Genomic DNA, 13349 nt, shown 5'->3' on the forward strand with positions numbered 1-13349 from the left:
GGCGACTATTGTGAGATCCCAGGCGCACTGTTAGCTTCAATACCAATAACTGACAATGATACTGCAAAAAAGCGCCTTGGGTGAGGAGCACCCGTGCCATGGAACCGAGTTTATTCCTTTCGATGCTGGGCTTCCTGTGGGTCGCCGCCATCACGCCTGGCCCCAATAACCTGCTGCTGACCACCTCCGGCGCTCATTTCGGCTTTATGCGTTCGCTGTGGCTGATGATCGGCATCATGCTCGGCATGCAAAGCATTTTGCTGCTGGTGGCCTTCGGCGTCGGCAGCCTGATCCTGGTTTACCCGTCGCTGCACCTGATCCTGAAAATCCTCGGCAGTTTGTACCTGCTGTGGCTGGCGTGGAAAGTCGCCACCGCCGCCTATGAAAAGCTGGAAACCGACGTGGCGCCGCCGCAGCCGGTGCGGCTGTATCAGGGCTGGCTGTTGCAGTTCCTCAACCCGAAAGCCTGGCTGATGGCGCTGGGCGCGGTGGCGAGCTTCAGTCTGGCGGGCGATAAGTACAACGGTTCCATTGCGGCGATCGCGCTGGGCATTTTGGCGGTCAACATCGTCGCCGGCGTTATCTGGCTGGCGTTCGGCACGGTGATCGGCCGCCTGCTGCGCAGCAAAAAGGCCTGGATTATCTTCAACGTTTCCATGGGGCTGCTGACTGCAGCCTGTGTATTACTGATTTGGCATTAAGGAGCGGAACGATGGCGGAAAACTATTATCACGTGGTCGCCTTTACCGGTGAGGGGCTGCGCGGCAACCCGGCCGGGGTCTGCCTGCTGACGCAGCCACTGCCGACGGAGCGGCTGCAGGCGATCGCCAACGAGATCGGCCTGCCGGAGACCAGCTTTGTCTGGGATGACGGCGACATGACCGCCATTCGCTGGTTTACCCCGGAGCGTGAGGTCGATCTTTGCGGCCATGGCACGCTGGCGGCGGCGCATGTGATGTTCAGCGCGGTTAACCCGGCGCTGAAGGATATTCGCTTCAGATCGGCCGGCGGCGAGCTGTTCGTCAAGCGCGATGAGCGGGATGGGGAGCGGCTGGTGCTTGATTTCCCCGCCAGGCCGCCGCAGAAAGTCGCCGAACCGGCGGGCCTCGCGGCGCTGCTGGGCGTGCAGCCGCAGGAAGTGTGGCAGGCGAAAGCGCTGCTGGCGGTGGTGGAAAATGAGGCGCAGGTGCGCGCGCTGCGCCCGGACATCCCGGCGCTGATCGCATTGGCCGGCCGCGCGGTGATCGTCACCGCGCCGGGTGACACCGTGGACTTCGTTTCGCGCTATTTCACGCTCGACGGCGGCGAGGATCCGGTGACCGGTTCCGCGCATTGTACGTTGATGCCTTACTGGACGGCGCGTCTCGGCCGCCATCGGCTGCACGCCCGGCAGATTTCGGCGCGCGGCGGCGAGCTGTTCTGCGAACTGCAAGGGGACCGCACGCTGCTCGGCGGCTACGCTCACGTGTTCTTGCGCGGGACGATCGTGCTGTGATTCGCTTTAATATTACCTAAGGTAATAAAGAAGACTTTTTTATTCTTTTATCGCCCGTCATCGCTCAGATAAAACTGTCAGCAACTGAACAGATTTTTATCAACGGAGCGGAACATGGCGGGCAAACTCTTTTCTTTACGCAACGCGGCGCTGCTGGCGCTGTCGCTCAGCGCTGCCAGCGCCTATGCGGTGGACGTCACCGTGGCGTACCAGACGTCGGCGGAGCCGGCCAAGGTGGCGCAGGCGGAAAACAGCTTCGCCAAACAGTCCGGTGCGACCGTCGACTGGCGTAAGTTCGACAGCGGCTCCAGCGTGTTGCGCGCGCTGGCCTCCGGCGACGTGCAGATCGGCAATATCGGCTCCAGCCCGCTGGCGGTGGCCGCCAGCCAAAAACTCCCCATCGAAGTGTTCCTCATCGCCTCGCAGCTCGGCAGTTCCGAAGCGCTGGTGGTGAAGAATGACATCAAAAGCCCGCAGGATCTGATCGGCAAGCGCATCGCGGTGCCGTTTATTTCTACGACTCATTACAGCCTGCTGGCCTCGCTCAAACATTGGGGCATCAAGCCTGAACAGGTGAAGATCCTCAATCTGCAGCCGCCGGCCATCGCCGCCGCCTGGCAGCGCGGCGACATCGACGGCGCCTACGTCTGGGCGCCGGTGGTCAACGAACTGGCCAAACAAGGCAAGGTGTTGACCGACTCCGCGCAGGTGGGCGAATGGGGTTCGCCAACCCTGGACGTGTGGGTGGTGCGCAAAGACTTTGCCGAGAAACATCCCGACGTGGTGACCGCCTTTGCCGCCAGCGCCCTGCAGGCGCAGAAGGCCTACCTGGCGGCGCCGGAACAGTGGCTGAAAGATCCGAGCCATCTCAGCACCTTGGCGCGCTTGAGCGGCGTGCCGGAAGCGCAGGTGCCGGAGCTGGTGAAGGGGAACCGTTATCTGCCGGTTGCGGATCAGGTCGCCCAACTCGGCCAGCCGGTGGACAAGGCAATCCGCGATACCGCCGAGTTCCTCAAGCAGCAGGGCAAGATCCCGCAGGTCGACAGCGATTACAGCGCTTATGTGACCGACCGTTTTGTGAAACAGGTGCAGGCTGCGCCGCAGTCGTAAGGAAGCAGGATGCTAAACGTCAGCCATCTTTCAGCAGAATATCAGGGGCGGCCCGCGCTGCGTGACGTGTCGTTCCAGATCGCCGCCGGGCAACTGGTGGTGGTGCTCGGCCCGTCGGGCTGCGGCAAAACCACGCTGCTGAATTTAATCGCCGGGTTTATCGAGCCTTCAGCTGGCAGCATCACGCTGGATGGAACGTCCGTTCATGGCCCAAGCGCCGAACGGGGCGTGGTGTTCCAGCATGAGGGTTTACTGCCGTGGCGTAACGTGGTGGACAACGTCGAGTTCGGCCTGCAGCTGGCTGGCGTCGGCAAGGCGCAGCGCCGCCAGGTGGCGGAGCAGATGTTGCAGCGCGTCGGTCTGGCCGGTTACGAGCGGCATTTCATCTGGCAGCTTTCCGGCGGCATGCGCCAACGCGTCGGCATCGCCCGCGCCCTGGCCGCCGATCCGCGTCTGCTGTTGCTGGATGAACCGTTCGGCGCGCTGGACGCGTTCACTCGCGAGCAGATGCAAGAGCTGCTGCTGACCATCTGGCGCGATACCGGCAAGCAGGTGCTGCTGATCACTCACGATATTGAAGAGGCGGTGTTCCTCGCCAGCGAGCTGTTGCTGCTGTCGCCGGGGCCGGGGCAGGTGGTGGAGCGGCTGTCGCTGAACTTCGGCCAACGCTATGCCGACGGCGAAGCCTGCCGCTCAATTAAGTCCGATCCTGAATTTATCGCGCAGCGCGAATACGTGCTGGGCAAAGTTTTCCAACAGCGCGAGGCCTTGTTATGAGCCTGCATTCCACGTTAAAGGCCGCGGCGCAGCCGCAGGGCAAAGCGACGCGCCGTTTCAGCGTGCCGCGCAACGTTTGGCTGAGCGGCGCCACGCTGTTGACGGTGTTGATCGTCTGGTGGGGCGTGACGGCGCTGCAGCTGATCAGCCCGCTGTTCCTGCCGGCGCCGCAGCAGGTATTGCATCAGCTGATCACCATCGCCAGCCCGCAAGGCTTTATGGACGCCACGCTGTGGCAGCATCTGGCGGCCAGCCTGGGACGCATTTTGGTGGCGCTGCTGGCGGCGGTGATCGTCGGCATTCCGGTGGGCATCGCCATGGGGCTGAACGACACGGTGCGCGGCATCCTCGATCCGCTGATTGAGATCTATCGTCCGGTGCCGCCGTTGGCGTATTTGCCGCTGATGGTGATTTGGTTCGGCATCGGCGAAACCTCGAAGATCTTGCTGATTTATCTGGCGATTTTCGCGCCGGTGACGCTGTCCGCCGTGGCCGGCGTGCGCAGCGTGGCGCAGGTACGGGTGCGCGCGGCCCGCGCGTTGGGTGCGACGCGTTGGCAGGTGCTGCGTTTCGTGGTGCTGCCGAGCGCGCTGCCGGAGATCCTGACCGGCATTCGCATCGGGCTGGGCGTCGGTTGGTCGACGCTGGTGGCCGCCGAACTGATCGCCGCCACGCGCGGCCTGGGATTTATGGTGCAATCCGCCGGTGAGTTTCTGGCGACCGACGTGGTGCTGGCCGGCATCGGCGTGATTGCGGTGATTGCATTTGGGTTGGAGCTGGGGCTGCGCGCCCTGCAGCGCCGATTGACCCCGTGGCATGGAGTACAGCAATGAACGAACGTCTGAATATCACCCCACTGGGGCCTTACATCGGGGCGCTGGTGGAAAACGTCGAGTTGGCCCGGCCGCTGGGCGACGGCCAGTTTGAACAGCTTTATCATGCGCTGCTCAAGCATCAGGTGCTGTTCTTCCGCAACCAGCCGATCACGCCGCTGCAGCAGCGCGATCTGGCCGGCCGCTTCGGCGATCTGCACATCCATCCGGTCTATCCGCACGCCACCGACGTGGAAGAGATCATCGTGCTCGATACCCACGACGACAACCCGCCGGACAACGACAACTGGCACACCGACGTGACCTTTATCGAGAACCCGCCGCTGGGGGCGATCCTGGCGGCCAAGACGCTGCCTGCCACCGGCGGCGATACGCTGTGGGCCAGCGGCATCGCCGCCTATGAGGCGCTGTCGGCGCCGTTCAGAACGCTGCTCGCGGGGCTGCGCGCGGAACATGACTTCACCAAGTCGTTCCCGGAGCACAAGCATCGCGGCAGTGAAGAAGAGCATCAGCGCTGGCAACTGGCGGTGCAGAAAAACCCGCCGCTGTTGCATCCGGTGGTGCGTACCCATCCGGTCAGCGGCCGGCAGGCGCTGTTCGTCAATGAAGGGTTCACCACGCGGATCGTCGATCTGGCGCCGAAGGAGAGCGACGCTTTACTGAATTTCCTGTTTGCTCACATCACCAAACCGGAGTTTCAGGTGCGCTGGCGTTGGCAGGAGAATGACGTGGCGATCTGGGATAACCGCGTGACGCAGCACTACGCCAACGCGGATTATCTGCCGCAGCGGCGCATCATGCACCGCGCGACCATTCTGGGGGACAAGCCCTTTTACAAGGCGTAACAACGGTTAGGCGTCGAACGCCTGCGTTAACTGCTCCAGCTGTTCCTGCGCATCCAGCCAGGTCATTTCCGTCTCTTCGAGCGCGGATTTGGCCTGGCTTTGCTTTTGCAGGCAGTCGGTCAGTTCGGCCTTGCGGCTGATGTCGTACAGTGCGGAATCCGCCAACTGCTCTTCCACCGCCGCCAGTTCGGCGCCCAGTTTTTCCATCTGCTGTTCCAGCTTGGCGATCTGCTTGCGCAGCGGTTGGGTTTGCGTACGGAACTCCGCCTCGCGGCGTTTTTGATCCTTGCGCGCCTGCGCGCTGTTGCTGCCGCTCTCTTTTTCCGGCGCGTCCTGTTGGCTTTCCTGGCGCTGCAGATCGATCAGCCACTGCTGATAATCGTCGAGATCGCCTTCGAAAGGCTCGACCTGGCCATCGTGCACCAGGTACAGATCGTCGGTGGTGGAGCGCAGCAGGTGACGGTCGTGCGAGACCACCACCAATGCGCCTTCGAAATCGATCAGCGCTTCGGTCAGCGCCTGGCGCATGTCGAGATCCAGGTGGTTGGTCGGTTCATCGAGCAGCAGCAGGTTCGGGCGCTGCCAGACGATCAGCGCCAGCACCAGCCGCGCCTTCTCGCCGCCGGAGAAGCGTTCGGTGATTTCACTGACCTTGTCGCCCTGGAAGCCGAAACCGCCCAGATAATCGCGCAGCTGTTGCTCCAGTACCCGTGGCGCGATGCGGCTCAGGTGCTGCAGCGGCGATTCGTCGGCGCGCAGGAATTCCAACTGGTGCTGAGCGAAGTAACCCAGCTTGATGCCTTTCGCCAGGCCGATCTCGCCGCTCAGCGGCTCCAGGGTGCCGGCCAGCAGTTTGATCAACGTCGATTTACCGGCGCCGTTGCGGCCGAGCAGGCCAATGCGTGAGCCGGGCACCAGGTTCAGTTTGATGGACTTCAGGATCACCTTGTCGCCGTACCCGGCGCTGACTTTTTCCATGCGCAGCAGCGGGTTCGGCAGGCTTTCCGGCGGCTGGAAGCTGAAGGTGAACGGGTTGTCGACGTGCGCCGGGGCGATCAGCTCCATGCGTTCCAGCATCTTGATGCGGCTCTGCGCCTGCTTGGCCTTGGTCGCCTGCGCGCGGAAACGGTCGATATAGCTTTGCAGGTGCGCCACTTTTTCTTGCTGGTGCTGATACAGCGACTGCTGCTGCGCCAGTTTGGTGGCGCGTTGGCGTTCGAACGACGAGTAGTTGCCGGTGTACTCGTTCATCGTCTGCTGTTCGATATGCAGGATCTTGTCGACGATCGGATCGAGGAAGTCGCGGTCGTGCGAGATAAGCACCAGCGTGCCGGGATAGCTTTTCAGCCAGCGCTCCAGCCAGATCACCGCATCGAGATCCAGGTGGTTGGTCGGTTCGTCGAGCAGCAGCAGATCGGAACGGCACACCAACGCCTGCGCCAGGTTAAGACGCATGCGCCAGCCGCCGGAAAAGTCGCGCACCGGGCTTTGCAGTTGTTCGTTGGAGAAGCCGAGACCGTGCAGCAGGCTGGCGGCGCGGGAACGAATGGTCCAGGCGTCGATGGCGTCCAGCTTGCCGTGCAGGGTGGCGATGGCGTGGCCGTCGTTGCGGTCGTTGGCGGCCTGCAGTTCGGCTTCGAGCTGGCGAAACTCGCGGTCGCCGTCGATAACATACTCGATCGCCGACACGTCCAGCGCCGGCGTCTCCTGGTTGACCCAGGCCAGCGCCCAGTTGCCGGGGAAGGTGAAGCTGCCGCCGTCCGCCGCGATCTCGCCCTTCAGCAGCGACAACAGCGTGGATTTGCCGCAGCCGTTTTTGCCGACCAGGCCGACCTTCTGACCAGGATTAACCGTCGCCGTGGCGTTGTCCAGCAGGACGCGGATGCCGCGTCGGATTTGTAGCGAGGAGAATACAATCATAAAGCGCCGTATGTTCAGAGTATGTTAAATTATCATTAAGGTAACAGAACGCGCACCGCGCGCTGTTTTTGTCTTTGCGATGCATGGTAACGGAAAACCGCTACCCTGACGACGCTTTGGAGGGGAATGATGTCGCAGCCGCCCAAGGTCTTGCTGCTGTATGCCCATCCGGAATCCCATGACTCGGTGGCGAACCGGGTTTTGCTTCGACCGGCGCAGCAGTTGGAACATGTCACCGTGCACGATCTCTACGCGCACTACCCTGATTTTTTTATCGATATTCATCACGAACAACAGCTGCTGCGTGAGCATCAGGTCATCGTGTTTCAGCACCCGCTGTATACCTACAGCTGCCCGGCGCTGCTGAAGGAATGGCTGGATCGCGTGCTGGCGCGCGGCTTCGCCAGCGGCGTGGGCGGCAATGCGCTGGCGGGCAAATACTGGCGTTCGGTGATCACCACCGGCGAGCCGGAAGGCGCCTACCGCACCGGCGGTTATAACCATTATCCGATGGAAGATATCCTGCGGCCGTTCGAGTTGACCGCCGGGATGTGCCATATGCACTGGTTGACGCCGTTCGTGGTCTATTGGGCGCGGCGGCAAAAGCCGGAGGTGCTGCGCAGCCACGCAGACGCCTACGGGGAGTGGCTGAGCCACCCGCTGCCGCACGGGGGGCGGTGATCATGGAAGGATCGACCTTACTGACCGCCATTTTACTGTTCCTGTTTGCCGCGGTGGTGACGGTGCCGATCGCCCGTCGCCTGGGGATCGGCGCGGTGCTGGGTTATCTGATCGCCGGCATCGCCATCGGCCCGTGGGGATTGGGTTTTATTCGCGACGTTGACGAGATCCTGCACTTCTCCGAGCTGGGCGTGGTGTTCCTGATGTTCATCATCGGCCTGGAGCTGAACCCCAGCAAGCTGTGGGAGCTGCGGCGCTCGATTTTCGGCGCCGGCGCCGGCCAGGTGCTGATCACCGCGGCGGTGCTGGGCGCATTGCTGTACCTGACGCACTTCGCCTGGCAGGCGGCGGTGATCGGCGGCGTTGGCCTGGCGATGTCTTCCACCGCCATGGCGCTGCAGCTGATGCGCGAAAAGGGCATGAACCGCAACGAAGGCGGGCAGCTGGGTTTCTCGGTGCTGCTGTTCCAGGATATGGCGGTGATCCCGGCGCTGGCGTTGATCCCCATTCTGGCCGGCGCCGGCGGCACCAGCGACGACTGGGCGAAGATCGCGCTCAAGGTGGCGGCGTTCGGCGGCATGCTGATCGGCGGCCGCTTCCTGCTGCGGCCGCTGTTCCGCTATATCGCCGCTTCCGGCGTGCGCGAGATCTTTACCGCCGCGGCGCTGCTGCTGGTGCTCGGCTCGGCGCTGTTTATGGAGACGCTCGGCCTGTCGATGGCGCTCGGCACCTTCATCGCCGGCGTGCTGCTGGCGGAGAGCGAATACCGCCACGAACTGGAGATCTCCATCGAGCCGTTTAAAGGGCTGCTGCTGGGGCTGTTCTTTATCTCGGTGGGCATGGTGTTGAATATCGGCGTGCTCTACACCCATCTGGCCGAGGTGTTGATCGGCGTGTTGGCGTTGGTGGCGGTGAAATCCGGCGTGCTCTACGGCGTATCGCGCCTGTTCGGCCTGCGCAGTTCGGTACGCCTGCAGTTCGCCGGCGTGCTCAGCCAGGGCGGTGAGTTCGCCTTCGTGCTGTTTTCGGCGGCGGGCGCCCAAAAGGTGCTGCAGCCGGATCAACTCTCTTTGCTGCTGGTGGTGGTGACGCTGTCGATGATGACCACGCCGCTGTTGATGCAGGCCATCGATCGCATTTTGGCGCGCCGCTATAACGCCAAAGACGAAGACGAGGAGACGCCGTACGTGGAAGATGACGATCCGCAGGTGATCATCGTCGGCTTCGGGCGTTTTGGCCAGGTGATCGGCCGCCTGCTGATGGCCAACAAAATGCGCATTACCGTACTGGAACGCGACGTCAGCGCCGTCGGCGTGCTGCGTCGCTACGGTTACAAGGTCTATTACGGCGACGCCACCGAGCTGGAGCTGCTGCGCGCGGCAGGCGCAGAGAAGGCCAAGTCGATCGTGATCACCAGCAATGAGCCGGAAGACACCATGGCGATCGTGCGGCTGTGCCAGCAGCACTTCCCGAACCTGAGCATCCTGGCGCGCGCGCGCGGCCGCGTGGAGGCGCATGAGCTGCTGCAGGCGGGCGTAAAACAGTTCAGCCGCGAGACCTTCTCCAGCGCGCTGGAACTGGGGCGCAAGGCGCTGATGGAATTGGGCATGCACCCGCATCAGGCCTTTCGCGCCCAGCAGCATTTCCGTCGTCTGGATATGCGCATGCTGCGTGAGCTGATGCCGCCGCATCAGGGCGACGTGGCGCAAATTTCTCGCGTGAAAGAGGCGCGGCGCGAGCTGGAAGAGCTCTTCCATCGCGAAATGCAAAAAGAAAGTCGCCAGTTTGACGGCTGGGATGAATACGAATAAGCGGGAGCATAACGATGTCTGCAACACGTAAGAGATTTATCGCCGGAGCGGTGTGCCCGAGCTGTAGCGCCATGGATACGCTGGCGGTATGGCGGGAGGATCAGGTGGAAGTGGTGGAGTGCGTCAAGTGCGGCCATCACCAGCGCCAGACCGAACAACAGGTGGAAAAACACGTTCGACCGCAAGAGCAGGTGATCGGCATTTTTCAGCCGAAGTAGCGTTTTTTTATCCCGGAGGGTACAGCGAGGCAGATTTCCGTTACAATCTGTCCGGAAAAGGCGCGCATCCCGATAACGGTGCGCGTCCTAGTAGCCAACGGTAGGAGATATCATGAAAGTAGCAAAAGACTTGGTGGTCAGCCTGGCTTACCAAGTACGTACAGAAGACGGTGTTTTGGTTGATGAGTCTCCGGTGAGCGCACCGCTGGACTATCTGCACGGGCATGGTTCTCTGATCGCAGGTCTGGAAAAAGCGCTCGAAGGCCACGACGTTGGCGATCGTTTTGACGTTCACGTCGGCGCGAACGACGCGTACGGCAACTACGACGAAAACCTGGTGCAGCGCGTACCGAAAGACGTCTTCATGGGCGTTGACGAACTGCAGGTCGGCATGCGTTTCCTGGCTGACACCGATCAGGGCCCGGTACCGGTTGAAATCACTGAAGTTGACGGCGACCACGTTGTGGTTGACGGCAACCACATGCTGGCCGGCCAAAACCTGAACTTCAACGTGGAAGTTGTCGCGATCCGCGAAGCGACCGCAGAAGAACTGGCGCACGGTCACGTACACGGCGAGCACGATCATCACCACGAGCACGGTGAAGGCTGCTGCGGCGGTCACGGCCACAGCCACGATCACGACCATGGTCACGACCACGGTAAAGGCGGTTGCGGCAACGGCGGTTGCGGCTGCCACTAAGCAGAACGCAATCCCGAGACGAGAGGGCAGCCATTGGCTGCCCTTTTTTATGCGCGGCGCCCCTCAATAGTGCGGCGGAGGGGTTTCTTCCGATTGCGAGGCGATCATCGAGGTTTGGGTCGAGCGCAGTTTGTCGGTCAACATGCGCAGGTGCTCGCGCATCTTCAGCATTTCCATCTGATGCTGGGTGACGGTCTGGTTAAGCTCTTCGATAGTGAGCTCTTGAAAAGCCTGACGGCTTTCCAGTTCTTCAAGCCGCTGTAGCAGGCTTTGAATGTCGGCGTTGTGCATGAGGCTACCTCTGACGCGATAAAATCCTGATTCGGCGCTATGGTAACAGCTGGCGTCGGGTTTGCCCGCGCTATTTCTTTGGGCGGCGCGCAACGTTGCGATCGGCAGTGTAAAGTGCTGAAAAGCTGCACGCCTGATTCGCCGTTTTTTGCTAACCTCGCCGAATATTCTGCAAGAAAAATCTGATTTATCATGTGAGTAGCACGCAGCGGGAAACTTCTTGGCAAAGCGGGAGTCACACTTTGACTCGATTGGTTACCTGTGCGACTGTTTTGTTTTGTTTCAGGCAGCTATAGTAGCCCGGTTATCTTACCTAATGATTGTTTGGGGCATTGCTTCAGACACTGGAGAAATGGATGAAATCTTTGTTTAAAGTCACGCTTCTGGCAACCACCATGGCTTTTGCTCTGAATGCGACCCAGGTCATGGCAGCCGATGCCGCTAAACCGGCGGCAGACGCGGCAGCAGCGCCAAGCACCGGCAAGTTCAAAAACGACGACGAGCAAGCGGCTTACGCACTGGGCGCCTCTCTTGGCCGTTACATGGACAACTCTCTGAAAGAGCAAGAGAAGCTGGGCATCAAGCTGGACAAAGATCAGCTGATCGCCGGCGTTCAGGACGCTTTCGCTAACAAGAGCAAGCTGAACGACGCCGACATCGAAAAGACCCTGCAGGGCTTTGAAGCGCGCGTGAAGGCTTCCGCTCAGGCGAAGATGGAGCAGGACGCCAAGGACAACGAAACCAAAGGCGCCAAGTATCGCGACAGCTTCGCTAAAGAAAAAGGCGTGAAGAAAACCGAATCCGGCCTGCTGTATCAGGTAGAGAAACCGGGCGCGGGTGAAGCGCCGAAAGACAGCGACACCGTGGTGGTGAACTACAAAGGCACCCTGACCGACGGTACCGAGTTCGATAACTCCTACACCCGCGGTGAGCCGCTGTCATTCCGTCTGGACGGTGTGATCCCTGGCTGGACCGAAGGCCTGAAGCACATCAAGAAAGGCGGCAAAATCAAGCTGGTGATCCCACCGGCGCTGGCCTACGGTAAAACCGGCGTTCCGGGCATCCCGGCTAACTCCACGCTGGTCTTCGACGTCGAGCTGCTGGATGTGAAAGCGGCGCCGAAAGCCGACGCTAAAGCCGAAAAACCGGCCGACGCCAAAGCCGACGCCAAAGCGAAATAATCTCGTCGCTCTGTTTGCCACCGCCGCGGATGCCCTCCGCGGCGGTTTTCATTTCGGCAGCCGCTACCGCTCTCTCCATTGAACGCTTGACGCCTGCCGGGCATCGGGCTTAACGTCAATACCACGCGCAAACGCAAGGACTTTGCTCCGGCCGCTTTGCTAGACTAATAATTCTGACTTATCAGTCATGCGTCTGCCCCTTAGGGCGTGTACCTAAAATTGTTCCCGGCCGCCTCGCCCGCGGATGTCATCGCGCCGTTTTATGCCGCTCTCAGCCAGCCGCGCTGCAGCGCGCCGACGACGGCAGCGATCCGGCCCGAGCGGTTTTAGCTGCGCCCCCTGGCACAGGCGATCTATGAGGGTGGTATCTTCGATGTCGAATTCGCTTTTATCCAGCGAAGCCAGCGAACTTGATTTGCTGAATGAACGTCCGTTTACTCAAACGGATCATGAAATCCTGAAATCCTATGAAGCGGTGGTCGACGGGCTGGCGATGTTGATCGGCGGCCACTGCGAAATCGTATTGCACGCGCTGGAAGACTTGAACAGCTCGGCGGTGCGCATCGCCAACGGGGAACACACCGGGCGCAAAATCGGCTCGCCGATCACCGACCTGGCGCTGCGCATGCTGCACGACATGGCCGGCGACGACAGCAGTGTGTCGAAAGCCTACTTTACCCGCGCCAAGAGCGGCGTATTGATGAAATCGGTGACTATCGCCATTCGCAATCGCGAGCAGCGGGTGATTGGTTTGTTGTGCATCAACATGAACCTCGACGTGCCGTTCTCGCAGATCATGCAAACCTTTATGCCACCGACAGCGCAGGACGTGCCGTCGTCGGTGAACTTCGCCTCTTCCGTCGACGATCTGGTGGCGCAGACGCTGGAGTTCACCATCGAAGAGGTGAACGCCGACCGCTCGGTGTCCAATAACGCCAAGAATCGACAGGTGGTGCTCAATCTCTATGAGAAAGGCATCTTCGACATCAAGGATGCGATCAACCAGGTGGCGGATCGTCTGAATATCTCCAAACACACCGTCTATCTGTACATTCGCCAGTTTAAAAGCGGCGACCTGGTGGGAAGCGACCGTTGATGCTCGACTATTGTCTGTTGGTTACCGGCCCGGCTTATGGCACGCAGCAGGCCAGCAGCGCCTATCAATTCGCTCAGGCTTTACTGGCGAAAGGGCACCGTCTTTCCAGCGTCTTTTTCTACCGTGAAGGGGTGTTGAACGCCAACCGGTTAACCGCGCCCGCCAGCGACGAATTCGATCTGGTGCGCGGCTGGACGCAGCTCGCACAGCAACACGGCGTAGCGCTCAACGTCTGCGTGGCCGCCGCGCTGCGTCGGGGCGTCACCGACGAACAGGAAGCGCAGCAGCAGGGGCTGGCCGGCGCCAACCTGCAGCCCGGTTTTACCCTGAGCGGGCTGGGTTCCCTGGCCGAAGCGTCGCTGAGTTGCGACCGTCTGGTGCAGTTCTGAGG

15 protein-coding genes are annotated in these 13349 nt (G+C 61.2%); 13 read left to right on the forward strand and 2 right to left on the reverse strand.

The genetic code is table 11. The annotated features are described in order from the left end of the window. Positions 1-98: 98 nt before the first annotated feature. From J0X03_RS01430 to tauD, 6 genes are all read left to right on the forward strand, one after another. Positions 99-701 (forward strand): LysE family translocator, encoded by a 603-nt coding sequence (locus J0X03_RS01430; protein WP_033645257.1) that lies wholly within the window; start codon positions 99-101, stop codon positions 699-701. An 11-nt stretch (positions 702-712) separates the two neighbouring features. Beyond that, the gene (locus J0X03_RS01435; protein ID WP_033645256.1) at positions 713-1495 is read left to right on the forward strand and encodes a PhzF family phenazine biosynthesis protein; all 783 of its coding nucleotides are present in this window, start codon (positions 713-715) and stop codon (positions 1493-1495) included. A 114-nt stretch (positions 1496-1609) separates the two neighbouring features. Further along, positions 1610-2605 (forward strand): taurine ABC transporter substrate-binding protein, encoded by a 996-nt coding sequence (gene tauA / locus J0X03_RS01440; RefSeq protein WP_004930383.1) that lies wholly within the window; start codon positions 1610-1612, stop codon positions 2603-2605. Positions 2606-2614: 9 nt separating this feature from the next. Beyond that, positions 2615-3382 (forward strand): taurine ABC transporter ATP-binding subunit, encoded by a 768-nt coding sequence (tauB, locus tag J0X03_RS01445; protein WP_033645255.1) that lies wholly within the window; start codon positions 2615-2617, stop codon positions 3380-3382. Then, positions 3379-4215: a taurine ABC transporter permease TauC gene (tauC, locus tag J0X03_RS01450; RefSeq protein ID WP_033645254.1), complete on the forward strand. Its 837-nt coding sequence runs from the start codon at positions 3379-3381 to the stop codon at positions 4213-4215. The genes tauB and tauC overlap by 4 nt, the downstream gene beginning before the upstream one ends. Beyond that, positions 4212-5060: a taurine dioxygenase gene (gene tauD / locus J0X03_RS01455; protein WP_033645253.1), complete on the forward strand. Its 849-nt coding sequence runs from the start codon at positions 4212-4214 to the stop codon at positions 5058-5060. Before tauC ends, tauD begins: the two co-directional genes overlap by 4 nt. 6 nt (positions 5061-5066) lie before the next feature. On the opposite strand, the gene J0X03_RS01460 is transcribed toward tauD, so the two are convergent. Continuing rightward, complete coding sequence (locus J0X03_RS01460) at positions 5067-6980, reverse strand: ABC transporter ATP-binding protein (RefSeq protein ID WP_160204665.1); 1914 nt, start codon at positions 6978-6980, stop codon at positions 5067-5069. 129 nt (positions 6981-7109) lie between these two features. Between J0X03_RS01460 and kefG the strand changes: the two genes are divergently transcribed. The 4 genes from kefG (at position 7110) to slyD (ending at position 10390) form a co-directional block, all read left to right on the forward strand. After that, positions 7110-7661: a glutathione-regulated potassium-efflux system ancillary protein KefG gene (gene kefG / locus J0X03_RS01465; RefSeq protein WP_028127618.1), complete on the forward strand. Its 552-nt coding sequence runs from the start codon at positions 7110-7112 to the stop codon at positions 7659-7661. Positions 7662-7663: 2 nt separating this feature from the next. Then, positions 7664-9472, forward strand: coding sequence for a glutathione-regulated potassium-efflux system protein KefB (kefB, locus tag J0X03_RS01470; RefSeq protein ID WP_033651722.1), 1809 nt, complete (start codon positions 7664-7666; stop codon positions 9470-9472). A 14-nt stretch (positions 9473-9486) separates the two neighbouring features. Continuing rightward, entirely contained in the window at positions 9487-9690 is a 204-nt protein-coding gene (locus J0X03_RS01475; protein WP_015379274.1) for a YheV family putative zinc ribbon protein, read from the forward strand. A gap of 112 nt (positions 9691-9802) precedes the next feature. Further along, entirely contained in the window at positions 9803-10390 is a 588-nt protein-coding gene (gene slyD / locus J0X03_RS01480) for a peptidylprolyl isomerase (RefSeq protein WP_004930407.1), read from the forward strand. 63 nt (positions 10391-10453) lie between these two features. On the opposite strand, the gene J0X03_RS01485 is transcribed toward slyD, so the two are convergent. Next, positions 10454-10681: a SlyX family protein gene (locus tag J0X03_RS01485; protein WP_033645250.1), complete on the reverse strand. Its 228-nt coding sequence runs from the start codon at positions 10679-10681 to the stop codon at positions 10454-10456. Positions 10682-11037: 356 nt separating this feature from the next. Here J0X03_RS01485 and fkpA point away from each other — a divergent pair, with 356 nt between their 5' ends. From fkpA to tusD, 3 genes are all read left to right on the forward strand, one after another. Then, positions 11038-11862: an FKBP-type peptidyl-prolyl cis-trans isomerase gene (gene fkpA, locus J0X03_RS01490; protein WP_033645249.1), complete on the forward strand. Its 825-nt coding sequence runs from the start codon at positions 11038-11040 to the stop codon at positions 11860-11862. A 373-nt stretch (positions 11863-12235) separates the two neighbouring features. Then, positions 12236-12958 (forward strand): helix-turn-helix transcriptional regulator, encoded by a 723-nt coding sequence (locus J0X03_RS01495; protein ID WP_033645248.1) that lies wholly within the window; start codon positions 12236-12238, stop codon positions 12956-12958. Further along, positions 12958-13347: a sulfurtransferase complex subunit TusD gene (gene tusD / locus J0X03_RS01500; RefSeq protein ID WP_033645247.1), complete on the forward strand. Its 390-nt coding sequence runs from the start codon at positions 12958-12960 to the stop codon at positions 13345-13347. Before J0X03_RS01495 ends, tusD begins: the two co-directional genes overlap by 1 nt. Positions 13348-13349 lie beyond the last annotated feature (2 nt).

The organism is Serratia ureilytica, assembly GCF_017309605.1.
In the GTDB taxonomy this organism is placed as follows: domain Bacteria; phylum Pseudomonadota; class Gammaproteobacteria; order Enterobacterales; family Enterobacteriaceae; genus Serratia; species Serratia ureilytica.